The sequence below is a fragment of the Metallumcola ferriviriculae genome, assembly GCF_035573695.1.
Lineage (GTDB): Bacteria > Bacillota > JADQBR01 > JADQBR01 > JADQBR01 > Metallumcola > Metallumcola ferriviriculae.
Genome location: NZ_CP121694.1, coordinates 3,693,441 through 3,720,236 on the forward strand (window position 1 = coordinate 3,693,441; position 26,796 = coordinate 3,720,236).

The 26,796-nt window shown below is 38.8% G+C and carries 37 protein-coding genes; 4 read left to right on the forward strand and 33 right to left on the reverse strand.

What is annotated here, in order from left to right; genetic code table 11:
* Nucleotides 1-62 precede the first annotated feature (62 nt).
* The 10 genes from MFMK1_RS18280 to MFMK1_RS18325 all read right to left on the reverse strand — a co-directional run bounded on the left by MFMK1_RS18280 (nt 63) and on the right by MFMK1_RS18325 (nt 4,120).
* Nucleotides 63-431 carry a hypothetical protein gene (locus MFMK1_RS18280; protein WP_366923111.1) on the reverse strand — a complete coding sequence of 123 codons (369 nt, stop codon included), beginning with the start codon at nt 429-431 and terminating at the stop codon, nt 63-65.
* Nucleotides 432-447: 16 nt separating this feature from the next.
* Nucleotides 448-1,194, reverse strand: a complete 747-nt coding sequence (locus tag MFMK1_RS18285; protein WP_366923112.1) for a copper amine oxidase N-terminal domain-containing protein — start codon at nt 1,192-1,194, stop codon at nt 448-450.
* 97 nt (nt 1,195-1,291) lie between these two features.
* Nucleotides 1,292-1,468 carry a hypothetical protein gene (locus MFMK1_RS18290; protein WP_366923113.1) on the reverse strand — a complete coding sequence of 59 codons (177 nt, stop codon included), beginning with the start codon at nt 1,466-1,468 and terminating at the stop codon, nt 1,292-1,294.
* A gap of 210 nt (nt 1,469-1,678) precedes the next feature.
* Nucleotides 1,679-2,110 carry a hypothetical protein gene (locus tag MFMK1_RS18295; protein WP_366923114.1) on the reverse strand — a complete coding sequence of 144 codons (432 nt, stop codon included), beginning with the start codon at nt 2,108-2,110 and terminating at the stop codon, nt 1,679-1,681.
* Nucleotides 2,111-2,144: 34 nt separating this feature from the next.
* A complete protein-coding gene (locus MFMK1_RS18300) occupies nt 2,145-2,288 on the reverse strand; it encodes a hypothetical protein (protein WP_366923115.1) in 144 nt (47 codons plus the stop codon).
* Between the two features lie 29 nt (nt 2,289-2,317).
* Nucleotides 2,318-2,713 carry a MerR family transcriptional regulator gene (locus MFMK1_RS18305; RefSeq protein ID WP_366923116.1) on the reverse strand — a complete coding sequence of 132 codons (396 nt, stop codon included), beginning with the start codon at nt 2,711-2,713 and terminating at the stop codon, nt 2,318-2,320.
* 140 nt (nt 2,714-2,853) lie between these two features.
* The gene (locus MFMK1_RS18310) at nt 2,854-3,171 is read right to left on the reverse strand and encodes a hypothetical protein (RefSeq protein WP_366923117.1); all 318 of its coding nucleotides are present in this window, start codon (nt 3,169-3,171) and stop codon (nt 2,854-2,856) included.
* Nucleotides 3,149-3,313: a hypothetical protein gene (locus MFMK1_RS18315; RefSeq protein WP_366923118.1), complete on the reverse strand. Its 165-nt coding sequence runs from the start codon at nt 3,311-3,313 to the stop codon at nt 3,149-3,151. Before MFMK1_RS18315 ends, MFMK1_RS18310 begins: the two co-directional genes overlap by 23 nt.
* A complete protein-coding gene (locus MFMK1_RS18320) occupies nt 3,310-3,813 on the reverse strand; it encodes a hypothetical protein (protein ID WP_366923119.1) in 504 nt (167 codons plus the stop codon). The genes MFMK1_RS18315 and MFMK1_RS18320 overlap by 4 nt, the downstream gene beginning before the upstream one ends.
* A 19-nt stretch (nt 3,814-3,832) precedes the next feature.
* Nucleotides 3,833-4,120 (reverse strand): DUF5316 domain-containing protein, encoded by a 288-nt coding sequence (locus MFMK1_RS18325; protein ID WP_366923120.1) that lies wholly within the window; start codon nt 4,118-4,120, stop codon nt 3,833-3,835.
* A gap of 356 nt (nt 4,121-4,476) precedes the next feature.
* On the opposite strand from MFMK1_RS18325, the gene MFMK1_RS18330 reads away from it, so the two are divergent.
* Nucleotides 4,477-4,842, forward strand: coding sequence for a hypothetical protein (locus tag MFMK1_RS18330; protein WP_366923121.1), 366 nt, complete (start codon nt 4,477-4,479; stop codon nt 4,840-4,842).
* 93 nt (nt 4,843-4,935) lie between these two features.
* Here MFMK1_RS18330 and MFMK1_RS18335 read toward each other — a convergent pair whose 3' ends face one another.
* The 12 genes from MFMK1_RS18335 to MFMK1_RS18390 form a co-directional block, all read right to left on the reverse strand.
* Nucleotides 4,936-5,439, reverse strand: a complete 504-nt coding sequence (locus MFMK1_RS18335; RefSeq protein ID WP_366923122.1) for a hypothetical protein — start codon at nt 5,437-5,439, stop codon at nt 4,936-4,938.
* A 495-nt stretch (nt 5,440-5,934) separates the two neighbouring features.
* Nucleotides 5,935-6,315, reverse strand: a complete 381-nt coding sequence (locus MFMK1_RS18340) for a hypothetical protein (RefSeq protein WP_366923123.1) — start codon at nt 6,313-6,315, stop codon at nt 5,935-5,937.
* Nucleotides 6,316-6,340: 25 nt separating this feature from the next.
* Nucleotides 6,341-6,772: a hypothetical protein gene (locus MFMK1_RS18345; protein ID WP_366923124.1), complete on the reverse strand. Its 432-nt coding sequence runs from the start codon at nt 6,770-6,772 to the stop codon at nt 6,341-6,343.
* A gap of 104 nt (nt 6,773-6,876) precedes the next feature.
* Nucleotides 6,877-7,590, reverse strand: a complete 714-nt coding sequence (locus MFMK1_RS18350) for a SurA N-terminal domain-containing protein (RefSeq protein WP_366923125.1) — start codon at nt 7,588-7,590, stop codon at nt 6,877-6,879.
* Between the two features lie 52 nt (nt 7,591-7,642).
* On the reverse strand, nt 7,643-10,489 hold the full coding sequence (locus tag MFMK1_RS18355) for a TolB-like translocation protein (RefSeq protein ID WP_366923126.1): 2,847 nt from the start codon (nt 10,487-10,489) through the stop codon (nt 7,643-7,645).
* A gap of 214 nt (nt 10,490-10,703) precedes the next feature.
* Nucleotides 10,704-11,039 (reverse strand): hypothetical protein, encoded by a 336-nt coding sequence (locus MFMK1_RS18360; RefSeq protein WP_366923127.1) that lies wholly within the window; start codon nt 11,037-11,039, stop codon nt 10,704-10,706.
* 39 nt (nt 11,040-11,078) lie between these two features.
* Nucleotides 11,079-11,393, reverse strand: a complete 315-nt coding sequence (locus MFMK1_RS18365) for a hypothetical protein (protein WP_366923128.1) — start codon at nt 11,391-11,393, stop codon at nt 11,079-11,081.
* A 17-nt stretch (nt 11,394-11,410) separates the two neighbouring features.
* Nucleotides 11,411-11,767, reverse strand: coding sequence for a DUF4870 domain-containing protein (locus MFMK1_RS18370; RefSeq protein ID WP_366923129.1), 357 nt, complete (start codon nt 11,765-11,767; stop codon nt 11,411-11,413).
* Nucleotides 11,768-11,829: 62 nt separating this feature from the next.
* Nucleotides 11,830-12,234, reverse strand: coding sequence for a hypothetical protein (locus tag MFMK1_RS18375; RefSeq protein ID WP_366923130.1), 405 nt, complete (start codon nt 12,232-12,234; stop codon nt 11,830-11,832).
* A 390-nt stretch (nt 12,235-12,624) separates the two neighbouring features.
* A complete protein-coding gene (locus MFMK1_RS18380; RefSeq protein WP_366923131.1) occupies nt 12,625-13,194 on the reverse strand; it encodes an RNA polymerase sigma factor in 570 nt (189 codons plus the stop codon).
* 263 nt (nt 13,195-13,457) lie between these two features.
* Nucleotides 13,458-13,919, reverse strand: coding sequence for a hypothetical protein (locus MFMK1_RS18385; RefSeq protein WP_366923132.1), 462 nt, complete (start codon nt 13,917-13,919; stop codon nt 13,458-13,460).
* A 234-nt stretch (nt 13,920-14,153) separates the two neighbouring features.
* On the reverse strand, nt 14,154-14,288 hold the full coding sequence (locus MFMK1_RS18390) for a hypothetical protein (RefSeq protein WP_366923133.1): 135 nt from the start codon (nt 14,286-14,288) through the stop codon (nt 14,154-14,156).
* A gap of 310 nt (nt 14,289-14,598) precedes the next feature.
* Between MFMK1_RS18390 and MFMK1_RS18395 the strand changes: the two genes are divergently transcribed.
* From MFMK1_RS18395 to MFMK1_RS18405, 3 genes are all read left to right on the forward strand, one after another.
* Nucleotides 14,599-14,796 (forward strand): helix-turn-helix transcriptional regulator, encoded by a 198-nt coding sequence (locus tag MFMK1_RS18395; protein WP_366923134.1) that lies wholly within the window; start codon nt 14,599-14,601, stop codon nt 14,794-14,796.
* A 2-nt stretch (nt 14,797-14,798) separates the two neighbouring features.
* Complete coding sequence (locus MFMK1_RS18400) at nt 14,799-15,116, forward strand: hypothetical protein (protein WP_366923135.1); 318 nt, start codon at nt 14,799-14,801, stop codon at nt 15,114-15,116.
* A 112-nt stretch (nt 15,117-15,228) separates the two neighbouring features.
* Entirely contained in the window at nt 15,229-15,354 is a 126-nt protein-coding gene (locus MFMK1_RS18405; protein ID WP_366923136.1) for a hypothetical protein, read from the forward strand.
* Here MFMK1_RS18405 and MFMK1_RS18410 read toward each other — a convergent pair.
* The 11 genes from MFMK1_RS18410 to MFMK1_RS18460 form a co-directional block, all read right to left on the reverse strand.
* The gene (locus MFMK1_RS18410; protein WP_366923137.1) at nt 15,351-15,875 is read right to left on the reverse strand and encodes a DUF4190 domain-containing protein; all 525 of its coding nucleotides are present in this window, start codon (nt 15,873-15,875) and stop codon (nt 15,351-15,353) included. The genes MFMK1_RS18405 and MFMK1_RS18410 overlap by 4 nt on opposite strands.
* On the reverse strand, nt 15,859-16,212 hold the full coding sequence (locus tag MFMK1_RS18415) for a PadR family transcriptional regulator (protein ID WP_366923138.1): 354 nt from the start codon (nt 16,210-16,212) through the stop codon (nt 15,859-15,861). The genes MFMK1_RS18410 and MFMK1_RS18415 overlap by 17 nt, the downstream gene beginning before the upstream one ends.
* A gap of 528 nt (nt 16,213-16,740) precedes the next feature.
* Nucleotides 16,741-16,968, reverse strand: coding sequence for a hypothetical protein (locus MFMK1_RS18420; protein WP_366923139.1), 228 nt, complete (start codon nt 16,966-16,968; stop codon nt 16,741-16,743).
* Nucleotides 16,969-16,996: 28 nt separating this feature from the next.
* Nucleotides 16,997-17,818 (reverse strand): metallophosphoesterase, encoded by an 822-nt coding sequence (locus tag MFMK1_RS18425; RefSeq protein ID WP_366923140.1) that lies wholly within the window; start codon nt 17,816-17,818, stop codon nt 16,997-16,999.
* 501 nt (nt 17,819-18,319) lie between these two features.
* Nucleotides 18,320-19,177 carry a DUF6544 family protein gene (locus MFMK1_RS18430; protein WP_366923141.1) on the reverse strand — a complete coding sequence of 286 codons (858 nt, stop codon included), beginning with the start codon at nt 19,175-19,177 and terminating at the stop codon, nt 18,320-18,322.
* Between the two features lie 341 nt (nt 19,178-19,518).
* The gene (locus MFMK1_RS18435) at nt 19,519-19,917 is read right to left on the reverse strand and encodes a hypothetical protein (protein ID WP_366923142.1); all 399 of its coding nucleotides are present in this window, start codon (nt 19,915-19,917) and stop codon (nt 19,519-19,521) included.
* A gap of 181 nt (nt 19,918-20,098) precedes the next feature.
* Nucleotides 20,099-21,691, reverse strand: a complete 1,593-nt coding sequence (locus MFMK1_RS18440) for a ParB N-terminal domain-containing protein (protein ID WP_366923143.1) — start codon at nt 21,689-21,691, stop codon at nt 20,099-20,101.
* Nucleotide 21,692: 1 nt separating this feature from the next.
* Nucleotides 21,693-23,057 carry a restriction endonuclease subunit S gene (locus MFMK1_RS18445; RefSeq protein ID WP_366923144.1) on the reverse strand — a complete coding sequence of 455 codons (1,365 nt, stop codon included), beginning with the start codon at nt 23,055-23,057 and terminating at the stop codon, nt 21,693-21,695.
* Entirely contained in the window at nt 23,057-25,255 is a 2,199-nt protein-coding gene (locus MFMK1_RS18450) for a type I restriction-modification system subunit M (RefSeq protein ID WP_366923145.1), read from the reverse strand. The genes MFMK1_RS18445 and MFMK1_RS18450 overlap by 1 nt, the downstream gene beginning before the upstream one ends.
* Before the next feature lie 461 nt (nt 25,256-25,716).
* Nucleotides 25,717-26,190 carry a tyrosine-type recombinase/integrase gene (locus tag MFMK1_RS18455; protein ID WP_366923146.1) on the reverse strand — a complete coding sequence of 158 codons (474 nt, stop codon included), beginning with the start codon at nt 26,188-26,190 and terminating at the stop codon, nt 25,717-25,719.
* A gap of 149 nt (nt 26,191-26,339) precedes the next feature.
* The gene (locus MFMK1_RS18460) at nt 26,340-26,777 is read right to left on the reverse strand and encodes an ATP-binding protein (RefSeq protein WP_366924977.1); all 438 of its coding nucleotides are present in this window, start codon (nt 26,775-26,777) and stop codon (nt 26,340-26,342) included.
* Nucleotides 26,778-26,796: the final 19 nt, after the last annotated feature.

The following is a 26,796-nucleotide window of genomic DNA, read 5'->3' on the forward strand; positions in this document are numbered from 1 at the left end:
TTATCAAAAAAATACTAACCTAGACAATCCATTCTTGTATAAAACGCTCTTCACTTTGCTAATTAGCACCTAAAAGGCAATATGGGAATAACAATAAACCATAATATCAGAAAGAGCGGTACCAAAAACGCCGCCAACCTTTCCTGCTTTACTCCTACTAACCACATTATGCTGGCAAATACCGCACCAATAAAGGCATCGGTTATAACCGTAGTAACCAAAAACACTGCTCCTGGTGTATGAGGCGAGATAGCCCCCTCCCAGATTGCATTTACAACAAACCCAGGTAGGATATGAACTAAGTCCATGGGTGCTGCCGATTTATTTAAAACCACTATCGCATAGAGATTAAACAGAAAGGATAAAGAGCCGAAAATAAGAACGCCCTTTTTAACAGCCTGATTGAAGTTTGAATAGTTCCTGGTCTCCATTGTTTCATACCCCCCGTTACATCAATGGTATTGCAACTTCCGCCAGTACCCCATTCGTAAATTTAAGAACCATCCTTAATCCCGAATCCGTTTCAGGAATAAATGCAGTAGTATAAATAAGATTACCGTTACCATTTTCATCAATACTGCTTCTAAGTGGAACACCATACTGCCTTTGAACATTTTCTACTGTATCACCAAGCTTGATATTCCTTCGAGTCTCGCTATTTTGTTTCAGCACATATACAGGCGGCTCATAAGGATCTGACTGTTTCTTTATGAAGTTATCATTGGGAACCTTCACATCTTCATCATCCAGTAAATCATATTCTGTAATATATATCATTGGGGTATAGTTGTTGAGCTTTGTGTAGTGGACATTCCGACCCAACGCTTCAGACACGAACCTCAGTGGAACCAGAGTTCTTCCTGATATAATCTTTGGCGGTACATCTAACTCCATTTTTTTTGAATTTATAAGTGCAATCTTTTTGTCAATGCCTAGGCTTATATCTACTGAATCCTTCCAGATGTGTATTGTTTGGGTTGAAGTTTCCCAGTGAACCTTAAAATCCAGTTCTTCTGCAATAGCCCGCAAAGGAACCAATGTCCTGCCGTTTTCAATTCTAGGTTTAACATCCGTATTGAGAAAATGCGTATCAACTACAATATGTACGGAGTTATCCATGCCTGCATATGCAGGGGAAATGAAAGTAAGCAGAGCAAAAATCATTACATTAACAAAAACGAAATGCTTACGCATTGTACCCCTCCCCATAATTAGAGTCATAATCCCTTGCTAATCAAGATAGCCACCATACAACCTTATAATTTCTACTTTAGAGCTTTCGCTAACGCTACTATTCATCATCTGCTCCTTTTACCAAAAACCAGCCTATATTTTTTCCATCACTGTTATCGCCCTCAAATCCCTCATATTCCGAACGGAACCTTTCCAGTACCTCTTTTGCACTATCCCCTACCCTCACCCCTAAATCGGTTTTAATTTCGGGACTAAAGACAGAAACGATATACACTCTGCTGGTTTCTTTTCCACAACCACCTCAGCGCCTTTACTATACTCCATGTGTTCAAGCGGTTCTCCGTAATAACCTATAATATCCTCAACAACTCTAGTACTGTAATCATTGCCCAGTGATTTAATTACATCTTTCTTTGAATCTCCTATATGAATACCCGCCAGGCTAACCTCTTTGGGCACCCGAACATTCCTAAACTCTAAGGGCTCACTCCTGTTCTTTCTTGCCAATTACACTTAAAGTTAAGTATCCAAGTACAACCCCGCTTAGCACTAAGGGTAAGTCGCTGTAATATCGAGGAAATGTCGGAGAGTATATATACATACCAAGTGTTGTAGGTAAAATCAAAGGATGGATAGCAATATACAGTGCTGGCAGTCCAACAGCTAGTAGTTTTATCCAGTCAATTTTCCATTTGCCTTGTTTTCTAAATGCACTAATGAAACTGGGCAAACTGATTAATAAGCCTAACGCATAAGGGATAACTACAGATGAGATGAAATGATATAATCTTATATCTGAAACGGAAATATCAAATTTTGGCGCTGCCCGATAGTATTCAGCTTGTAATACAATATATAGAAAAAATACCGCATAAACGAAGATACATATAAACTTGAGTAACTTATTCGACTTCATGATTGCCCCCTTTCATACTATTTTAATGGCAACTCTATTCTGTCTTTCCCTCATCTTGCTTTAACTCTATCAAAGCCTCTAATATGGCCTCTCTTACTGCATACTTAATGACGAAGAACAATACAAAAGATAATAGCAGTAGAATGACAAGGTAATACGGTAACTGCTCAAAAGACACTCCTATTCCTCCCTTCAATTAAGCTATTTTCACTGGTATATGTGATATTCCTCCTGTTTCAAATTCCGCATCCACTCATCCAGTGCTTCTTTATAAAATATATAAATACCATCCTGCTCAATATAAGGGATGTCGATTTTACCTTGCTGAAGCAGTAACTCCAATCCGTTCTGGGGAAGCCCTAGATAATCAGCCGCACCTTTAAGATACATATAGCTATCTTCTGACTCAGCCTTACTCAGATCTTTACGGAGATTCTTTATTTCCGAGGCCACTTCCTGTAACCCCATATCATCCCTCGGTTCCCTGGATGGACTAAGGCTATTTGCCACCTGTTCAAGACCCTTTGAAATCCAGAAGGACCCGACTAGAAAGGAAACTGCCAAGATTATAATTGTTATCATAAGTCCTTTTTCTTTGCTCATTTACACCCTCCTCAATAAATATAATAGCTAAGTAGTTCTTTAATCCATTCCTTAAATTCCTAGGAAGAGCCATTCCAGGTGAACGCTGGTTACCAGAATTCTATAAGCCATACCCTCTCTTTCGTCGGTGTTTCCATTCACTAAAATACTTCCTGTACAAATATCGGAAGTATAAAAAACACGATGTAAAGACAAGGAAGTAAGAGCAACTTTAGTGCAGTAGTTACTTCTTTCTTGTTCACCTTATGTATTAGTACCAACAGGATAAAGGCAATTACTGCATACATTGGATACCCTATAAGCGATACCTTAATAGCCCAGTCAACGGTATCGGCTGCTCGATAAGCAAAGAGTGCTGCATATACATAAGGACTCACCCATTGAAATATAAGAAATGCTACTAATGAAAAACCAAACCATAAAGGTAATGGGTAGTTATTCCTTTTCTTTGAGTGCATCAAAAATATCCCCCAGTTTCTTCTCAATGCGTTCTATACCAGTTTTCAAGTTCCAGGCAATTACACCTAATATAATTGCTATTACCCATAACCCCATACCACTGCCTCCCGCACAATTAATTTCAGCCTCTAACCCGTTCACTCCTTAAACTCCAATACTTGACCTAAATAGTAATCCTGACTAAATCTGCTCCCATCCTTATTTCGCCAACCGATTGATATTTGCAAAGGAATTAACATTACCCTTAATTCTTCTTCAGATAGCCCTCTGGCATAAATAAATGCATGATATTCGGCTAGAGAAACTTTTTCCCCATCAGCATTCCGATACGAAGAGCCCCCAGACCAGGCTCGATGAGTATCTTTGTCCAATGCCGCCTGGAAATCTTGCACTGTAGGCACTTCCAGTTCTTTATCGGTCACATGCGACGAATTACTAATCTTTACTTGAAACTCCAGTTTCCGAAAATCATTTATAGATGGGTTATCTATACCAGCAGTTCCGACACTCTCAAATTCCTCCTGAGTTAACCTGCTCACTCTAGCAGTTATGTTGATTCTAGGGGTGGTGAATAAATCAAATCGGCCACAGCCTGAAACGATAAGCACCATTAGTAGTAAGCCTAATAAGTATCTTTTCATTAATTCTCCTCCCAGTGAACTACTTAGTGATTAAGTAAATTGCAACTGCAACCAAAATCCCTGGAATCCCAGCATAGAAACAGGCAAGAGTTAATGATTGTCTTTCTTTCCTGTCCTCTTTAGTTTCAGTACTAAAATTTGCTCGGTTTTGATGGCCACTGACAAACGCACCTGAAAAAACACCAGATAGTAGCCAGCATCCCAGCCCGAAATAAGTAGCATACCTATTAATTAAGGTTATGTCTCTAGTCGCAATAGCAATAAATAAGACGACACCAATTCCTACTGCTAAACCCTTGATAAACATTAAAACCCTCCCCCAAAAATTCAGTAGCGGCAGTAGACCTCCTTCAATATTTTTCCATATAATATTACTAAATAGCAGGATACAAGCCTATATAAGCGGAAGTAAGAAGGAAATGCGAAAGTGAATTCTGAAAGGAGTTCTGAAATGATGTTCAATGTCTGGACTACTATCTTTCAAATAATAAACTTTGCCCTAGTTCTAATGGTTCTACTGGCTGTACTCTATATCCTAATTAAATTACCAAGAGACATTTCCCGAATAAAAAATCGATTGATAAGCATTGAACGAGCTCTAAAAGAGGATAAAAAATCTGATTAAAAATAGTTCTGAAACCATTGAGCCACGGAGGGATAACCATGAATAATGTGCTAAAACCGTCATCTAAAAGCACCATAGAAGGTATCATCATAGTAATATCTGCAATATTGATTGGCTTCATTATGAGTTACCTTCGAACCATTCCTGGTATTCTTTACCTGCAACAGCTCGCTTTTTCAGCTTTCGTTACATACTGGTTATCCGTAGTTCTTCGGCGATATATTGGGTCGGCAACGCTGGTCATAATTGTCTCCATTATTGCAAACTATAGTATCGCTGTATCGTTTGATCACTTAGGACCAGGCCAAGTTTTCTACCGCTTTACTGGTATAAGTTCCAAAATAGGCGGGCCAAGTATATTGGTCGGGTCTATTCTGGGCTATGCAATCTGGAAACATATATAGGCAAAGGTAGATTAGTTATTAAATTAAGTTATAGCGCTGTCACTGGGGCGTTTTGTCTTAATTTTATTCGTTAGATTTCATATGAGGATAAAATTAGTCAATCATAACTATCTCCCACCCATCTTGGAACTTCTGCAAAACGAACATCCTGCCGTTCACATTGCCATCTGGCCTAACCCACGAAACACCAGTAATAACCTCAGGCCGACCAACATCTCTTTCTCCCATAAAACCAATCTCTTTCAAATTCTCGACTTCTTCATTCCAGTTAAGTAATTTTTTGACCTGGGGGAAATAATCTGAACTTACCGCCGACTTGATTTTATCATCGTCATTCTCTTTAATACCCTCGAAATACTTTAAGATTACCTCTAATACATCTAGATTGAGCCTTGTATCAATTATCAACTGGTCTTCTGTTAATTCAAGCCTATCTATCTTTTTTTCTAGCTTGGTAATTTGACGGCTATATTGTACAGTTTCATCATATAACTTCCAGTTTGCTTTCTCTAAATCAGCTACTTTCTGGGTCAGTTCCTCTTTTTCTTCTATGATTTTATCGACTTCATTTTGACTAGCGCACCCGCTCGCCAACAATAAGACTAACCCGATTAAAAGAAATTTTTTGATAGTAACCACTTCCTTTAATTAACCAAAAACTTCAACTAACCGCTTTTTTACTCAACTCCAAAACAGAATGTCCCATTATTGTCCCAAGAACCACTTCAAAGTTGCCTATAAAATGGGAATACATGCTGTCTAAGTTATTTAAATATGATTGCAAAGGGATTCCCATATGGCTTAAGATACTAATTGCACCAAGGTTAATAACTAATAAAGCTAACAAGAGCAGGATTATTTGAGGAAACATATTTGCGCAAAATTTTTGATAGTATATATGCCAAAAATGCCGTAAATGCTAGAACGGGAATGTACTGTAAAGAATATCTAATGGCCTCATTCACGGTAATACCGCCAGGGATTATCTTTATGTAACCCACAGCTATCGTAAAGATTATTATAAAAGGTATGCCAATATCCTTTGGTTGCTTGCCTTTACTTGAAGCAGACAAAGAGCCCCACCTCATTTCCTTACTCCTCCCAAATAAGTGCCTTACCAACTAAAATACCAAAAAGAATGCCTACTAACGGAAACGCCAGCATAGCAGTCCCCCACAGTTTTAAATCTAAGCCAAGTATTTTGGTACCATAAGGGCTAACAAGCAATATCCCCGCACCCATAACAAGAATCGTAAGAAGCAGTTGCCCCCAAGCAAGGTTAAGCCCTTTATTAAACGGTACTAACTCCAGCAGTAAGCCTGTGAGTATAAGAACCAGAGTAACTACTGGAAAAGTACTTGTCATCTGTTCATAGTTCAATGTGAATACAGCTTTTCGGTACGGTATATAGTAGTAGGTATACGCACCACATCCCAGTGCCACGATTATTAGCCTTAATAATAAAACTCGCATAAAACCTCTCCTCCTCCTATTCCCTTCACGCTTCTGCCTGTTTGTATGGTGAGGTTAAGAATATATATCCAAATACTACACCACTTAAAATTAAAATTGGTTGATTTCTACCCAATAGAAGTATTAGCAGGTAAAAGTACTTAGAAATAGGAGAGTAAGCTACCAGCGGTATTAGAGCAACTATAAAAGTAGGTAACCCTACGCCCAAAAACTTAACCCAATTCCAGCGCCATCTACCTGACTTCTTTAATTCGCTGACCAGCTCAGGTATTCCGAGTAACAGTCCGATTAGTATCGGAAATAGGCCGTTAAAAATAATAGCAGGATACATGTTAAAAGTAGCAGCAGATATTGACTGCAACTCTTTTCCGTAAGCTTCTCCTTTGTAAATAACAAACCCGACTAGTATTACATATAAAAACAGGCCTACGGTTTTCCAAACAGCTTTCCAATTCATAAATGATTCCCTCCTTACTTTCCATATATACTACTTATCTCCCGCAGTTACCTGCAAATATTTTCCATGCAAAACCCAGCGCAGTTAACTGGGTTTAGAAATGTCTATTTGCTGGCTACATTGAACTCCTCCAAGTAATCAAGTGCCCTTTCTTTTTCAAGACCTTCCAATTCTGGGTCTATAACCTTAACATCTGTTTCTTTTATGAGGTCAAAACGGTATTCATCCCAACCTTCCTTTCCTTTTTCAGATGTAATTTTATTTCTGAGTTCTGCACGGGCCAATGCTCTTTCGTAACCTCTGGGCAGGTATGTTTCCCAGTAATACTTTTCACCAACTGTGTCAATGTAATTTTGAATATCTTCGGGCAGCTCATCAATTCTTTCTCTGGTAGCCTCAACTTGTTTATTAATTTTTTCCTGCGATACCGATATGCCAAGTTTTTTAGCAGCAGCGTATTGAGTATAATCCGACAGCAAAGATGCATAGGCTATCAGTTTCGGGGCGTAGCTTTTCATTACTTCTAATTGCTTTGTGACTTTGGCCTTGGTATCTTCCGAGGGCCAGTCTTCTGGGAATTCTTCCATCCTGGCCATATTATCTTTTATGGTCTGTATCTTACTTTCGAATTCCCTGCGAGTCACCTGCTGCCCCTCAATTTCCATAATAATAGTTTCACCGATTTCATTTCGCACCTCTTGGTCCTTTACCTCTTTTGGCTTACTGGGTGTACAACCAATGATAATTAAACCCAAAACCAATATAGCCATCAGTATAATTTTGCTTAAATGTTTATCCGATCTTCGTTTAAAAAACATTTCTTACACGCCTCCGTTATGCGTATGGGCTTCTCCCTCTCAGCAATCTTCATTACTTATACTCCATAAAAAATAGGGAATCCTCATCTTCGTTCAAACCAAAATAATTAGTACCTCTAGGACCGTAAATTATTTCTTCTATTGTGTCTTCACCAATATTCCATATAATTACTCCATTTCTGTCCACCCTGTTACCTACAATAAAACTTGCATTGATGAATAACCGTTTTCCTTTTTCACCCCACTCCATTTCCCCAATACGCACATCGCCCAGGTTAAAATCACTTTCAGATAGCAGATTACCTTTCAAGTCATATATCTGTATCGTTTTGTAGTAAGACCTCGGCTCGCTTTGTATCTGTAAAACCGCAAGTTTATTGTCCTTGAATAATGCAGGATTATGAGCACTATCAATTATTTTTTCGGCCTGTTCTGTATCAGTATCAAATAAATAAATGTCACTTAGATATTCCTGCTGCCGCCAGCATTCCATTACTATCCTTTTATTGTCACTTAACCAGTAGAAATTGACGGGTAAAGGACCAAAGCCATCATCGCTGATTTTAGGGTATAGCTTTGTAGCAATTTCTTTTATCTTCTGGCCTTGGCCATCAAATAGCAAGAATTTTAAAGGGCTGCCTTCCCCCTGACAAGTGAACATGGCAATTTTTGCGCCATCGGCTGACGGCTTCGCTCCTAAATTATAATTATTACCGTTATACTCTAATTCAGCTGTCTCCCAGTTCTCAGTATCTAATATCCTTTCGCCGTCCAGCAACAATGTTTTCGAATTATCAGCCCAGGCTGAGGTCCAAATGAACATTGGCACCTTAGAGCCTATGTGTTTTAATTGGCCAGTGTGAATATCGTAAACCACAGGAAAACCACTAGCAGACTCACCCATACTTTCCGTTACTCTAATCATAGAAATTTTACTTTTATCAGGAGAAATCTGAGGCGCCTGGTAAAGACCATGTTCAAAGGTGGCTACCAAATTCTTGACACCACCTTTTCCAACCAGCCAAATTGATTGCGAACCTTCGTCAAACTCCTTAAAGACCTCATCTTTGGGTACTGCTGGTACTATATCGTACAAGTTTTCAGTAATAGTACGCACTTCTTCTTCCTGTGTACCGTCTTGGTATTGCGTTGAATAATAACCCTTGATACTGTGCAGTCTGTTTCCTTCCCATTTCTTTGGCATATAGTAATAGTCACTGTCTCCTTGGGCTAAGATATGCAGTTTCCTGTCTTTAGGGTTAAATAAACCCAAGTCAACCGTGTTTTCAGGCTCTACCACTGCATTCGCCCTTATATCACTTAATACCCCTAATGCCAACCACTCAGTATCTGGAGACCAAACAGCATTTCCAACAGTTGTAGTTGATAAAACCTGTTTCTGTGTATCGGCTTTTAACACTACCCCTTGCCCCTGCATGGAAGTTCCCAAACTTATCCAGACATACTTACTGTTTGGAGACCAACTGATTGCAGACGGACCTTTCATATCCAGACGGGTAGGTTGCTGTTGTCCAATTTTCCAGAGATATATTGGCATTTCTTCCCATGGGTCATTATTCAAACTAAAAATAACTGCACTCTTATCTGGTGACCAGTCTGCTTTACGAAGGTCTTCTTTCTGTTTTAAACGGGCACTTATTTCTTGAAAAGTACCATTTTGAACCTGGAGTTGGCCTTCACGGGAAGAATTCAGCCCGTTTGATACGGTAAGAATAATAATTTGTTGGTCAGTTAAGATAATAACCTCATTGCCAGTAGGACTCCACGCTGCACCACGAACTATATCTTTAATCATGGGAGTAATAGGGTATTCCTCTGAAGCATCCGCTAAATAAAACTGACTTGGCTCGTCATACATATTACCTGCCGCTTTATAGAAAAACCTTTCTTCCGTAGGGCTAGGTGAAGAATATTCTGGACTTGTTTCTTTGGTATATTCAAACTCACTTGTTGCTAAGTCTAAAACATAGATTTTGGATGCTCCCATAACCTGCTCTACAAATATCTTTTGATCATTAAATAGCCATGCTGCTCTATTTGGACCAAACATTTCGCTTTTGATAATTTGTTTGCTGGAACCATCAATGCTAACAATTTCGATTCCCTCAGAGCTTTCATAATTAGCGATAATATAAAGAATTTTAGTGCCATCATGTGACCATCTTGGCTGCGCAGGCCGCTTTAACCAAGTGCCGTAGAATTCATCATTTGTGGTGCGCTTAATCCCTTTGACAAGCAATTGGGGATTGGAAAAATCAATATCTGATACATAAAGGTCACCTTCCCTACTATAAGCTATTTTTTTACCATCATAGGATATGTCATATGACCATATATCCTCTGTCAGTTGAACCTCATTTAAGACTTCCAACTTATCCCTATACAAAAACAAAGCCCTATCACTAATCTGGAGTACAAGCCTTTTTCCGTCATTTAACAGTTTGAAGCCAGAATGGAAACCTACAGAGCCTGTCCCTTTGTAAATTTCTTTTTTCGAAGCAGTCTTTAGGTTGTAGGTAATTAATGAAAACTTTGAAACATTTCGGCTTCTAAGCCCAATAAGCAGATTGGTTCCTACCTTATTTACAAAGCTAATAGTATAGTCTTCCTCAGGATATTCAGGAAGCACCGTTTTTATAGCAATACCGTTATAAGTATCTTGAGCTACAGATTTGATGCTAAAACTGGTCAACAATTCCTGGTCTTCATTATCAGTAATACTTTGTTCTGCCTCACTGTCTTGTTGAGTGGGTGTTTTGCTATCCTCATCACCTGACGAGGTTTCGCCCACCTTTAGTTTACTTCCACTAGAAGAACAGCCAAATAAAGTCAGAGAGACTGCCACAATGATAAGGGCAACCAAAAGATGTCGTTTCATCCTCCCACTCCTTACCCCTTTAATCGTTCATCCATCCATTTAAAAAGCTCAGGATACTGTTCGGCAGCTAGATAACTAATGGTTCTTTTATCGCTATACATACCAGTAACATCTATAACCATAACCGTGCCATCTTCCATACCAATTGAGTATGATATTGGTATATAGCCAAAAATACTTACCAGAGTTAGTCCAAGCGTCTAAGGAAAGGGAATTAACTTAACCCAAACACTTTAAAAATAAATGCAGCTGGTAGAAAAAGTATGGAATCATCCGTTATTAATATACTTACTCTCCAGATTACAATAGCAGAAATAACCGTTATAAGAAACTTTCTAAAACTTGTTATCCATTTCATTGCATAGGCTAAGGCGAGGGCTAGAATTACAAAGGAGATGCTTAAGGCATAAACTGAAGAAATCATGTAACTAAAGAAATACATAGACAACCCGCCTACCCAATACAGCCATGTAATCCCTTCAGCGGCGAGTAAAACGGACAGGCCAGTTATTACCAATGCCCCAAAAGTTAACATTAAAGAATCATACATTCTAAGTATTCATCCCCCTTAGTAAAACATATAAGAAACCTATGTGATGATAGGCCATAACCGCAGAACAATGTACGACAGCAACCCAACAAATGATACCATTAAGAATACCTTTCTCTGTAGCCGCCAGTAATAAGCCACCGCTATAACAAAGAATATTCCTATAACAATGTCCCAGGTAATCTTTTTGGAAATTACTAATCCAAAACCAAGACTGGTGTTTAAACTGGTTAAAACCATGGCAGCCAGGAGAACAGCTTGCACCATACTGAGCAGAATAACTACGAAGTTGAATACCCAGTCAAAATATCTTCTTGAGTTGTCTTGGGTATCAGGTGGTAATGTACCACTCATTCTTTTACACCTCCGCTTTAAATTCTTCTAATGAAGTCGCCAATAACAGCATACTCAAACCCTTTCCCCGTGAATGCCTTAATAGCAGCATAAATTGCATATAGAGTTAGTCCCCAAAAAATCAGCAACCACCCTGGAACGGGTGAAACATGTCCTCCCCAACCCAGTGTCCTAAACCCAAACAATGCAGGAATGTAAAAGAGAATGGCTAAAGTGATTTGATAACCCAAAGCTTGCTTAGCATGTTCTGCGGCAAAATTTGATTTATCCTTTTGTATCACATAAATTATTAGAGCGACTGTTATCCCACTGGTTCTAAATAGAATGCCAAGATGGGCTATTCCTGCAAGTATCTTCTCTTCAGATGTTCTCAAGTTGTAGGTCTCCTTTCGCCTTCATCAATGAATTGCACAAAAAATCTAACGGATCCACCCTTTCACAACCTTTCATATTCCTCAGCCAATCCGATAAACCATTCTTTATCTTCTTCCTTACTTGTTATTAGAAACTTATAGCTTTCCTTGTTAGATGATCTCCACCGTAAAATGTATTCTTCATCATTGGCTATCCATTTTATATCCTTAATATCCTGATGCTCAATAACTTCAGCTGGATACTCCTCAAACCAACCTGAGGCTATCATAAAAACAACTTCTTGGGCTTGGTTGCGATAAAATACCTTTGTTACTGGATGGGTAAAACCATCATTATCATAAGTAACTCTGGTAATGCGATAATCGGACGACAACTTGGGAATTCTTATCGTACCTATTTCTTTCTCTGCTTCACTTAGCGTTTGAAATGTTATATGGGTTTCAGTTATGAAATAGTTATACGACATAAATGACATCCCTAATAACAACGGAAGTGCTACAACAGTAAGAATAATCCGTTTTTTCATCTCTGGAACAACCTTTCCCTTAGGAAATTCACCTTTTAGTGCGCAAAAAGCAGTGTGTAAGACATAAAGAAATTACCAGCTCACACTTTTTTGTGGGGGGCTTATTGCTGCTAGTATCTTTTCACTTCCATGAAGGCTCCCCCATAAGGAATTTCCAAATTGCTGTCTAAGTTAACTAATCTTTTCGGACTGACCCCCTAATTTTGGACAGTAAGCCTTAAATGCTAATGCATTCATAAAATTTCAGCCCGTTCATTGCCAAACCATTATAGCCAATCCGTCCATTCCGTCAAGGGTAAAGGCATACGCCCTCGCTGCGCTCGCCCTTGACTACATTCCCGCCTTGGCTGTTAAGTAATTAGCAATGAACGGTCCAGAAAATTTATAGTTTAATTTCTTTGGTAGTAATAGCTTCCTTGCTCGGTGTAAGCGGGATTTTACTGTAGTGACAGGAACTTCTAACATGCTGGATATTTCTTTATAGCTAAACTCATTTAAGTCCCTCAACACCAATACCACCTTGTAATGCTTAGGCATATGCTGCTCTAAAATATGGTGTATGCACCACTGGAATTCCCTCCGTACTATCACCCGTTCAGGGTCGATAGAAGAATCTTCGGGCGTTATGTATCCAAGAGAAATTGACATGTGTTCTCCCTTTTTTCGTTTCTTAGCTAAAAATGTATTCACGGCAATCTTACTGATCCATGTCTTTAAACTAGCATCTCCCCGAAACCTATTCATGTGCTGGAATACCTTTATAAATGTTTCCTGGGTCAGATCTTCTGCATCATGCTTGTTATTACACAGCTGGTATGCAAGATTATAGATATAGCTCTGGTGCTTGGTAACAATTTGTTCGTAGGTTTCCAGATTTGTTTGTGGAAATGAATTTTGCATAGACTGTTTTTTCCTTCTCTATATAAAGATGCACGAGACTGTAAAAAAGTTTCGCTTTTAAAGAGAAAAGGCCTAACATTTCTGTCATAGGCCTAGTTGATAGATAGCTCATTTGTATTTAACTGTAAAAGGATGTTGCCAAATTATCTCTAGATATTTCCTGAACTACCATCTGCGTCAATAGCAATATCAGCATACTTTAACCCGAAGAATGTAATAGGCTTTACATTAAAGGCATCCGATAACTTATCTGCCCTAAACGGCTATTTCCCGACAAAGGCATGTTCTGTCCTTCTTGACCTTTTATTAGCCAAATCATATTCGTACAGCATATGCCCTCTGAAGAATTCCACCCTAACTTTAACCCTACCGTTAAAGACTATATCCTTGTATTTTCCCTCTGGTATTTTCATTACTTGAAAATCGTTCCTTGGATTGGCGTTTAGGGCATCCGTATGAATTACTATCTCTTTATCAACAGCATCAATTTTATAACTCTTCAATAAGCTGTACATAGTAAGCTCGTGTGGGCCATTATTAATAATATAAAGCGTGCCCTTAGCATCGTGATTTAGAGCCAGCCCGCTGTCGTCAAAATCAAGGATAGCTTCTTTAAGAGGTAACGGCACTGCCTTTGTTTCTTGAATAGCAATATTAACATATGTGTAGTAGGGCACCCCTATAGCAGCCATGAGAACTAAAATAATCTTTGGACCTTTTTTCATCAATACTCCCCCAGCTCAAGTGTCATCCCGTTCTTATCCAAAACCCCAACCAACAGGGAATATCTCTATCCCAGTAATGACACTTGACTCATTTAACTCCTCTGTATCTATCTTAAATTCAATATAATAGTTATTTTGCAGTTTTACGGAGTTCTTTGGCAAAAATACTTGTCCAAATCCCCTTTTTCACTAAATAGAAAAATCCTAAGAACCAACTATGTAAACTTTTGATAGTTATTTACTTTTAGTAAGTAAATTCTCCAAAGCTAATTCAAGTGTAGGAAATAGAAATTCAAATCCTTCCTCGATAAGTAAGTCAGCTAATTTTCTCCCGATAAACCCAGAACCACCAGCAATAACGATTTTCATATCTTCACCTCATCGGACAAATTATTGCTAGGACAGTCTTTCGGTAGATAACTAAGGTACAAAAGAATCTTCTTCCTATTTCACAAAGAGTCCTCCACTATCTATGTATTCGGCACCTCCCTTAGTTCACCTGCAAATTTTTACCAGCAACTACTGCCGCTGTACTAAATGATAAGTGCTAAATATTGAAACCTCCTCAGGAAAACACAGCCGCAAAACCAATGGAAAGTTTACTTGACATCCTTATCCAGACCTGCTACATTATAGATGTAAAGCATGCTTTCCATAACATTTTGAAAGGGATGTAGTTTTGAAAAATCGGTTGGAAGAAATACGAAAACAGAGAGGAATTAAGCAAGAAGAACTGGCAGCCGCTTTGGAAGTATCAAGGCAGACAATTGGCTCGCTGGAAAACGAAAGATATAACCCATCAATCATTTTAGCATTTAAAGTTGCTAGGTACTTTAACATGTCTATTGAGGACATTTTTATCTTTGAGGAGGAATAGATTTGTTTAAGAAAACTTCTTTTCACTTCTTTATACTCGTATTGGGAGTTGGCTTGGTGGCCCTTGCTTTTACATTGAATGGGCAGGAAGTTAAGGCAGTATCAGGTGTTATGCTTGGTATCGGTGCGGGGTTATTTGGAATGAGTATTTCAAATCTTTTTACCCAACTCTATGAAGAAAAACACCCCTATGTTAAAAAACAAAAGGAAATTGAATTCAACGATGAGCGCAACGAGATGATTAGGAATAAGGCAAAGGCTAAATCTGGTGATTACGCAATGGTTTATTATTGGCATTGCTTATTTAATGATTCTAATTGATGCACCGTTGTGGGCAACTGTGGCAGCAGTAGCTGTTTATGCTCTGTACAATGTATTGTCACTTTATTTAACGGGCAAGTATCAAAAAGAAATGTAGAAAGGGTGTTTTAATATGGAATTTTTAGCATTTTTAGCTCCGGTGGCGTTTGTCTTTGCACTATCGGCTACTTCACAGGTAAGTTCACTCAAAAAAGAAGTTGCGCATTTAAAGAATGAAATAGACCAGTTAAAAAACTAGCTCATGTAAATTGCATAAGCGATAAAAGCCAGAATTGGAGGAGCCATTAGCACGACTATCCCACAAACTATGCCCGTAATAGCAAACTTTCTCCCTTGTTCCTTGGTGCGCTTTATTTCTATAAATCCTAACACACCGAGTATAAACGCAGCAATCCCAAGAAGAACCCCCAAAAATGGTATGATAACCATAAGTATTATTGACGATATTCCCAGCATCGAAGAAATCCTAGCTTTCGTGTTAGTTTTATCTTCAGTCTGAAGGGAACTTTTAACATCCACATCTTCGCTGATAATCTTTTCCGCCAACTCCTTTGGCGGTAAAAACTCTACCAGTGTCTCATTTATGGCTTTATCGTCGTCTTTACCCTGTTCTTTTTTCTTTTGAAGCATCGAAAGAAGATGCCCTTCTATCTCTAAGACATGTTGTTCTCTTTCCTCTTCTGGGATAGAAACAAGCTCTCCCGATAAATCTTGCAGAAATCTCTGGATGAGGGGATGAACCTTACTCTGATTCCGCATATTTTCCCTCCTTTAAGGATTCTAAAGCTTCATAAAGCTTCTTATGATAATTCAACCGCTGTTGAACAATCTTTTCTCCTTCTTCCGTAATTTGATAATACTTTCTTCTTGGTCCATTCTCCGACTCTTGCCAGTATGATGTAACCCAATTATTCTTACCCATTCTTTTAAGGATTGGATAAATAGAACCGTCAGCCAGGGTAAACAAGGAATACTGGTTTAATTGACTTGTTAATTCGTATCCATACATGGCTTTTTTTCTAACTAGCAAAAGTATCGCCAGTTCAAATACGCCTTTTTTAAGTTGAGTAGTCCATGAGTCATTTTGTATATTCATATGCTTACTATATATCAATGACACCTAGGTGTCAATCGCATATAGTTAAGAAATTTGCTGCCTACCATTTAAGAAACAATAATTCCTTTCGGGGTTCGGGAAAGATTAATAGTAGCCAAAGAAATACCATGTATTTAGCAGTAAGCCCATTTATATTCAAACCACAGCCAAACCCAATCGGTGTAATTGCAACCTTAGATAATTTCAGTAAAGAACTCCCCTATTGTTTATCTTCTTGCTTATATATAAAAATGACGAGTTGCCCCACCAAAAAAGAAACTATATAAATAGCAACATCCTTAATTTTTTCTACGGCAGGTTCTTGTTGGTCAAATAAATATTTGATTATTACAAAAAGAATGGTGCCACAAAAAGCCCTAATATGTTTTGTTTAATGTTCAATTTATTGCCCTTCATATTCCATCTAACACCTCCTTGGCAGTTCGATAGATGTAAGCTTTTGAAGCAAAGAACCTCACCATCCGCAAAGTACTCTTACCAAAATTTCCCGAACAGGTTTCCTCTGTATTAATCAAACCGCTTATCATTCATTATGAAATATAGCAGAACCATACCAAAAATACCTCCTATCAGAAACGGTATTATGTGATACAAATACCCTCGTAAGGTAACTGTTTCCTCAGTTAAAGCCATGACTATAAAAGTTCCCGCCATCCCTCCAAGCATCATAAGTACAAACTGCCGTACCAAATACTTAGGAGACTTCATCCTCTTCTTAATTTCTTTATAATCCATTCGCACAGCTCCCATCTCAGCAGCAGCTTTAAACATCTCTTCTTAAAGTTACAACTATTATCTCTGGTCGATTAAATATTCGCTGCGGAATAATGCTGTTTCCCAATCCCCTGCTAACAATCATTGCAGAAGAACCGTTTACATATTTACCAGAAGTATACTCTGGAAAGAATCCCTGATCAGGAGCAACAACGCCGCCAAAAAAAGGTATTCTTACCTGCCCACCATGTGCATGGCCTGAAAAAATCAAATCAACTTTATTCTTGCTATAAAAAGAGAATAATTCGGGTCTATGTGACAATAGTATTTTAAAGCCTTTTAAGTTGCCTGTTTCTTTTAACACCGAATTGGTTTGACCTGCAGTCATTCCGCTGTCGGGGTCATCTACCCCAACAATAAAAATTCTGTCTTCGCCTCTAGTTAGGCTTTCACTGGTGTTCCTCATAACTTTAACCCCAAGTTTACTTAACTTCTTTTCTAAAGAGTTAAACTTACCAGACCACCATTCATGATTACCCGTAACAAAGTATACTGGAGCTATCGAAGCTATTTTCTTCATTAGCTCCAGACTTGCCGCCTCATTGTAATGCTTACTATCTACCAGGTCACCCGTAAATACTATCAGGTCAGGTTTTGCTTTGCTGATTTTTTCAACTAGAGGTTTCTGGTTTTCCCCAAAAGTCTTACTATGTAAGTCCGATAAATGCACCACCCTGTAACCATCAAAACCATGCGGCAGTTTAGCAGAACTCACAGTAATTCTTGTAGTGGTAATTGAGTTATTCTCAAAGTATAGAAATGCTGCCATACCCAGTAGGAACAGCAACGCTAATAGTAATCTCTTTCCCATTATTTCCGATTTCCCTTCGCCGTTTCTCTTCTATAGGCAGTTGTAAAAATCAATGCTTCTTAATCCTAATCTGATTGTATAAAAAACCTGCCGTAAAAACCACTGTTAATAAAACATATGCAATAATAACATATCGGTTATCAACCATAAATCCTGGCGTTACGAGAAACCAGATCTTTGCACTAATAGTGAGTACAGGGATTGCATATAGCTGTGAAACTGTAGCTAAAAGAAAATTCCTACTTTCATCTGATACAAAGAAAAAGGACCATATGTATAAGGCCTGTATTCGAGCCGATGCAATAACCGATGCGCATAAATAGCATTATCTTGATTACACCCCCTACGGGGCTCTTTTTATCTATATACTTTTTTCGGGGAAGATTGGGGAACATACAAAGCCGTGAAGGCTTACAGGATTGCTCCTGCATACACCCCACGGGTTATCACCTATCTTTATTTTTATTCTGCAGAGTTTATTTTACATATACACAACATTGATTATTGAAATGTTGTAGGATTATACTGAATTTCTTTAATATTAAACTTTGCATATGTAAAATCTTCTTCTGGAAAATTCCATACTCCTTCACCATAAGTCGGAAGGTTATAACCATTAATATTTTTATAATTAGAGACAGGTGTTGACCATCTTACCTTTTCATATGTCTTGCCCGTCGGTGAATAGAACCTATCATCCGAAACAAAACTAATCAACTGGCCTTCCTCATTAAAGTATAATGTTGCAGATACCTTGATCCCCTCATTATTAAATACAGCCTTTGCCGTTAATGAATCTATAGGCTTCCACTCAATTCTTTCATCAATAAGAGTTGCTGGTGCCAGTAGACACATATCATTGAAAACAGTAACTGTTTCGCCTTGATTCATCTCTTCACCCTTACCATCAACTACTGGGATTAAACCTGCTAATTTAATAAGCATTGTTGCCTTTGCATCTGTATATGAATGCAGGCCAATAACCGGTATACCTGACATATTCATTTTTATAAAGAATAAGCGAGTAATTTTATCAATAAAACTATATTGCCTTACATCCACTTTTGCCCAGTCCCTTTTTCCGTCTGTTTTCATACTTCCATCAATAATAACTTTAAAACTTTTTACTTTCTCCTTGCCCACTACACCCACATACCTAAGATATTTTTGAACAGGTTCCGGTAGATGTGCGATATCTGTTTCCTTTAAAATTTCATTTTCCAGTATTCTGGTTCTTTCTAATCCCTCAAGAGCCTCCGACTTAAATTGCCTGTACAGGTGCTGTGAATAATAAAAACATAATAGTATAACTAAAACCACCAGAATTGTTATTGTCCATTTAATATTCATACTTCTCATTGTATCCCCCTAACATATCTTATTCTATTCAAATTTTTATAATAGCAAACTCATTTGTATCTGTCAAAACAAACTAAATGTGGATATAGCGTAGATGTTAATTCATACTAAAGTCTGATAACACTATGCTGTTAGTGCTACCCCAACATGTCATGAGTTAATTCCTCCTTTTTCCTCACCTCACTACTAAATGTATTATTAGTTTGCAAAAGCCCCAATCAAATAATTGATTAAGGCTGGCTGACAGTACTTTTAGTTGTGTCACTGTAATCAAAAAATGTGTAACATAACAAAACCATTGTTAGAATTACACCCCTTACAATAAAAATAATACAGTTGCATTATATATTTTGGAAAATATATTTGATTAAGACTGGTGGGTTTTTGAGGTTAAAAGCGTTTATTGCCCCATGGGTAATATTAACTTTGTACTCTGGGGACGGAGGCGGAGGAAATGAATAAGTGATTAGTACTTTTTCTTTACCATTTTTAAACGTCAAATGAAATGAGCCATCTCTTACGAGCTCCCAGCCATACTGAGGCATTTTGCTCTTATAGTAACTCCTAAAAGAGGTCAGGCTTACAACAGTTTTAAATACGGTTTCCTCCTCTTGTTCACTAATGAGCTTTGCATTGGGGGGCATGGGAATGTCTTCTCTATACATTTCAGTTTTGGAACAACCTGCCGTCAAGCTTAGAAACAATATTATCAGGACTACTAAAAGCCGAAACTGTTTCACTTTAGCCCTCCTCGATCAGTATACTATCTATTACATTCTCTTGAAATTTATTATTGTCCTTTTACTAAGGTCGCTTTTTCCCTTTTCACCAACCTGTCTGACATCCTAAAAATAAAAGGGGAGTGCTCCTTTTATTGCTTATAGGGCACTTCTAGCGAATGATTAATTTCTGTGTATCTTTTTAATCTCCTCCTACAAGGCCAGCACCCGAACTTCTCAAGATCTCTTCTATTTCGGGCTTTAATTTGCTTGGGATTTCGGCAGCCTGACTTATCTGTATATACTTAAATGTTGTCAGATCAAAGGGCACCCTATCATCGGCTTCGCCTGGTTCAAAAATAAATAAAAGACGGTTCTTTTCATGGTGCTGAAGAGCAAAACCCGCCTCGACATAAACATTTGGTCGATGACCAGTAAGATCGCAGATGATAATATCTGAAGAGGAGATTGCCTCGTACATACGGTTATGAATGGGGAAGGTTCCTCCTTCGTGTGTACCCATATCGATTAATTCAAGGCAAATACCATGCAGTTGCTGAATATCCTCCAGAGTCCGATGAAGTTGTTCAAGTCGTAGTTGTGCTTTGTTGTATGCATCATTGGGAGTATCCATTTTTGGATACCAGCGTGCTAGAAAAACCCTTTTTGGAATGTGGAGTTGAGACGCTTTAAAAGTTTCCAGCAATTGCTGTGCAGGAGATAGTGGGTTCAATAAATTGGTTATTCCTTGGCTCCCAAGCCAATAACCAATACGATCTAAATAGCCAACAACCCAACTAACTTTAGCTTCGTGGTCGTCACCCTTTGCCTCACGCCAGACACGAGCCGCTAGCTCAAAAAAACTATAGGTACTGCACATAGATGGGTGATTTGCAGATAAGCGAGTGGCTATATCAGTAAGTCCGGCAAACAGTTGATCGGCAAAGACTGTTAAGCTTTGGCGGGTTTCTGCTATAGAGGGGTCCATTTTTATTAATTGGCGAGATGAATCCCATAATGTCGCTAATGGACGCTCACCAAAGCGCTCTTTAGCCGGATCCGGCAGACCGCTTAGATGGTCTGCTAGTAGGCGTGTCAAATGTAATTCTGGGCTGTGAGAAAATTCGTTGTCTGGCGTCATCGCATATTCAGGGTTTTGTCCCAGAAGCAAACGCAAACCGTGCTCTGATTCCAAGGGCAAAGCTGTGCTGTTGATGGTGTGAAATATTAATGATTCAGCATAATCATCCGCATCATTTTCCGGGGTGCCAAGCAACACCATACAAAACGGGGCTAAGTATTTGTCCTGAAGGTTCATATCATCCTGCAATCTTTCAGCAAAAGCCAACCGGTGATTGCCGTCAATTCGGCGGATAAACTTGCTCGACTTGACATCCGTTAGTCGGCTACGTCGGACTCTCACTTTTTGGATGCGTTGATTTTTACTAGAAAAGCGCCGTTCCATGTAAATTGGCCCATCTTCTAGAGTTCTTACCCCCACCGTCTCGGTTTCTATAATAATAGGCTCTACCTCGTAACGTACAGCAAGAATCACCTCAGGAATAAACCTGTTATCACTGCGTTCTAAGTACTTCTTGATATCTTCTGCATGTTTTGGGTCCAACTCTCGTTGATGTCCAACGACGTGATTTGGTTGATTTCCATTTATCATTATATAGGGAACAGAAACCTCCGCTAGATCGCGCAAGTCGGCAAATCCCCGGATAATACGAAAAATGCCCAGAACTCTTTCAGCAAAAACACCCTCGAACTCTATGTATTTACTACGGGACACGTTATTTAACCTCCCCAGAATGGGTACTAAGTATCATTTGTTCAACGGTTTTTACCGCATTTTGCATTATTGTGAAAGCTTGATTTTTTAGCCTAGCTATCTCAGCCTTTACTTCAATGATTTTTCTAATCAGGATTACTTGCTCACAGATCGGCGGTAACGGAAACTTGATATTAAAAACATCTTCGTTTCCAATAGCATAATTACCAACAGCAGTTCTTACACCAGCCTCAATTTGCGGGCGCACCATACTCGTAGATAAAATATATTCCAAATACTCTGGCTTAATGTTATCCTTGCAACGAATGCGCATCAACTTGTCTGGAAAAATTACATCCAGATAATCTTGGTTAATTATTGCAACTCGCCCAACGTAATCGAGAGTTCCGTTCGTGCGACACATTAGAACATCGCCCTTCTTTAGGCCAAATTTTTCTCGATATTGTTTTTTATTGGCGATGTATTTCGTTTCATGGGGTAAGAAACTTCCGCTTGTTACCGCGCTCAGCTTAAGCACCTTTAAAGAGGTAGGCTTGCTGCTTGGACTAGAGGAGCAACCGTGTTTAACTTCTGATATACAGTTTCTTCCGTTAACAACCGGATACTTACCTTTTGTCAAATCCGGGATCTGTGTTAATAAGTATGTTGCACGTTGGTTCCATTTGGTTAGTTTTGACCATGAAGTAATCATAATTGTCGGTTGTTGATTTGTTCTTTTTGTCATTAACCCAAGCTGTGATAGTATAGACGTTTCTAGTTCCTCGTGCAACTGGTTTGCGTAAGTTTCTAGCTTACGAGATTTTGTGACTGAAGCTTTCCAATAAGCCACAATCTTTTTCTGTATAGAAAGTGGCGGAACAGGCATCTTTAGGGTTTTAAGTAGCGGATAGGTAAGATTCATCCTCACGGATCCCGCTGTAGCTGCTCGCAGGCTTTTATTGAAAAAATGGGACTTCATTATAAGTAAAAATACTTCTGGAAGAATTACCCTCTTGTCAACTGAAAAAACTACATAAGCCGGGCTTATATACGCACCATCGTATTTTGGTTGAACTAAACCAATCGAGCCAACATTAATTCGATATGGGTTATACGCAAAATCACCAGTATTTACTTTTTTGTAAGGTTGTTTAATGTCCTGACCTAGTGCATCATAAGAATGAAATATCCCATCATAATTATTCACACCGAGAATAGTAAAATTTTTGTCGGGCGAATCAGAAAGACGTACTTTTTCATTATGCTCCATAACAAATTCAGCTAATGGAATTAACGGATATTGAGATTTAATAAGCCCTGCATAGAATTTTACATCCCAACGCTTCAGTTGCTCGAAGCTTACAATGTGAAATGTAGAAGTCTCCATCAGTCATCCCCTCCAGCAAAAGCCTTGGGATCTGCCAAAAACTCTCTATACAACTCCAGACAGGTTTTTTCTACATTTTGCGGTTGATTTGGGTTAGGATAGAGTTCGTTTTGGTCCTCTTCACCAGTAGCGGAAATGCCAACTTTTTCGGCCTCGTACATAAAAATATAGTAGTTAAAGCGCTCTTTTAGCAATTTCCGGGCTTCAGCAGCCTTCTGTACCTCTATCTCCTTTAGGTAATCGCTAAATTCTTTTTGCATAGCCTTACGTTGGCCAATATCCTTTTCCAACCTTGACTGTTCCATGGCCGTTTTCAATCGCCTTGTTTCTGCGGCATGCTCATCGGCATATCGCGCTTCGACATCTGCCTTTGCCTTTGAGTAGATATCCTCAAAACGTTGCTGTTCCTCCTCGGTAAACTTTTGTAGAAATAAAAGCGAGCATTTAACATTAGCACCAGAGCTGATAAAGGTCTCCTGTGGCAAACTGACTATTGCACGGATAAAAGCACGGTCCTCGGTGAACTCACGTACATAGGCAAGTGAAGGATTGTTAAATACCCCTTCTGGTAAAACTATACCAAGTCGACCACCAGGTTTTAGTAAGTCTAGACAACGCTCTATGAAGAGCAACTCAGTTTTTATTTTAGCTTTATCGCTTTTGGGGAGGTTAAAGAGTCTAGCAATTGGTTTGTTAAGAGCTGCCTTCACCCTCGCTTGGGCTTGGGAGTAGAGGTCGCCATATTCACGCAAATATCGCTTTTCAACCTCTGGATTTACATAAGTATCTACTTCTAACACCTTATCGGTAGGTTCGACATTCGCACCGAAGGGGGGATTAGTGAGGATAATATCAAACCGGCCCTCGAAAATACCGTTAACATTGAGAAAGCCGTCATGGTGATGTACTCCACCATGACCATCACCATGCATAATCATGTTCATCTTGCTAGTACGTGCCATGCGATCATTGGCGTCTGTACCGTAGATACAGCGATTCGCTAATTTCCACAGACGTGATCCTTCACAGCGCTGATCAATGACGTTTTGAATTTCAGTGAACTTAGTCTTCAGTTTTTTAGCCCTATTTTCCTCAGATAATTTTTCGTTCATTAGTGCGGTCTTGAAGGCATTATACTCGCGGTCTACGTCAGCCAAAATCTTTTCCCTCACAATTTCAAATACCCGAATTAGAAATCCCCCAGAACCGCTAGCCGGGTCACAAACAACATCCCCCTCTTGAGGGTCAACCATGTGTACCATAAATTCAACAATAGAACGTGGTGTGAAAAATTGACCGATCTCACCCCTAAAAGTACGCCCGAGGAAACGTTCAAAAGCAACACCTTTTACATCTTCACTAGTATCAGAAAGATTGTACTTTTCGAGCTGACGGACGATCTCTTCACCAGTTGCTGGTTTTAAGTTGATGCTCTCGTCATCCTCAAAAATCTTATCACTGGAGAAAGCTTGCTTAGTCTCCTGAAATAGATTATCAAGGGGATTTTCGGCGATTTGTGCATTAAGCACTTTGACGGTAAAAAGATTTTCTTTACTTTGTCGTGTAAGCAGTTGCCGTTCAACGTATACTTTAACGAACAAAACCTTGGCAATTTCATCGAAAGCCGCAGCTGGGTCCTTCTTTTCCCGGTTTCGGATGATGTTATGGCATTTGTGTAATAAGTCGGCGAACTCCTTCTCTTTGAAAACACGAAGTTTGGAGAGTAATTCCTCAATCTCGCTATCCGTAGCATCAGCGGCCGGTATGTTCTCTATTTCTTCAATATATCCCGGTACCTTATCTTTTTTTACTCTCCAATACTTGGTTTCGCGGGAATTATGAGTAACGAAAAATGGGGCATCACAAATACGCGCATAGTTTTCACCCTGGTGATAATCTTGTTGCTTGATAGTGACATTATCCGATTTGCATTCTACGATAATGAAGAGAGAATTGTCTTGACTCTTGTCTCTGGCTGTACGCCAGATTGCAAAATCAGCGCGGGCGCTAGCACTACCTCGACCGGTAAGGTCAATTTCTTCAGCAATTTGATCAAGTGAAAAACCATAATCATTTACAAGTACAAGTAGATACTCTTGACGGACCCTCTCTTCAGGCGTTTCTATCAGCCATTTACTACGCACATGACTCCATATCTTGCCTTTTTTTTCGTCCCGTTTTATGTTTAGAGTACTCATTTTAGCCATGCCTCCTTAAAATGCCTTGTAACCCAAAACAAAGATATAAGAGTTATATTATAGCAATTTCTAAGCATTATGTTCAAACAAGGAAATAAGCCCATACGTACAATTCCTTTAATGCCAAATATTTATATACTCATATATTCCCTTTTGCCAAAAAAATTCCTCCCCTTGTTCTTACAAAAGGTCGATATTGTAGCTTAAACGTATAAACCCATAACTTTACCAGCCTTAGAACCATAAGTTTGCCATAAATATAATTAAAATCCCCTGTTTTTATAGGGGGATTAATTCTTATAAAGTATGCATTTTGATCAGCTGTCATTTCATTAATCAAGAGTAATTTGGGGATAGCTTTTTATGGAGGCAACCAATATGCAGTAACACTTAGGCATATTGATATGAACAGCAAAACAACAGTTAAGAATGTTAACCACAGAAAGGTCATTAGTGGCGAGTTACAAATTCAAATTTATATAAACCTCATTAATCTCTTCCTGAGTTATTCCTATATACCGAAGCGTAATCGCTGGTGAACTATGATTAAATATCCGCATCAGCAGCGTGATATCAATACCCTGCTTATACGCCCAGTACCCAAAGGTTTTCCTGAGCGTATGCGTACCAATGGATCCTTTAATTTTTGCAATCCTGCATGCTTCATTAATAACTCTATAGGCTTGCACCCTGGAAATAGCCTTATTATCACCCTTCCGGCTGCTGAAAAAAAACTTTTCCGGCCAGTGATCAATTTCTTTCATATACTCATTTACTGCTCTCTTCACACTCTTATTAATAGAAAACGTCTTCGTCTTCCCGGTCTTAGCTTCCTTAATTCTAATTACATCCAAGACATTACCCCTATCATCAACCAAATCTTTAAACTTCAATTTAAGCAAGTCACTGATCCGTAGGCCAACAATAATCCCCATTACAAACAGTAAATAATCCCTAAGATTATTCTTCCAGAGAAAATTTTTTCACTTTCTCTATCTGATTTTTATCCTTAATTGCCCCAACCTCATTCATCTAACCCCACCCCCTCTGCTACCTATCAACCTAAGTATGCAAACGCTACTAGTTATTGCAATACTGTCGGCTCCCGTTCAAGCAGGTCAACATTCGTATCGCAAATCCTAAATAAGAAACATCGGCTTTCTTTTCCATAAAAGTATAGCTCTGCTATACCGTCCGGGTTGTTATTAGTCCCGGCCTTTCTTAATAATGTTTGCTGAAGACGGTAAGATTCATCAACATTCATGTTTAATATATGAGACCGAAACGTTAGCCTGTCAATTAAAGCAGCAACCATCATTTCATTTTCGAACAAATCTGTCCAGCTTGAGAACTCAAGATTGGTGGTAACAATGATACTTGCCCTTTCATATCGTTCCGCTACTACCTGGAACAGCATCTCGGATTGGTATCGGTTAAAAGTAAGATAGCTAAGATCGTCAATTATCAGTAGGTCAATTTTTGCCAGCTTTTTTTCAAGCTTGGATAGCTGATGGCATTGAATGGCCTAGACCTGATAGAAA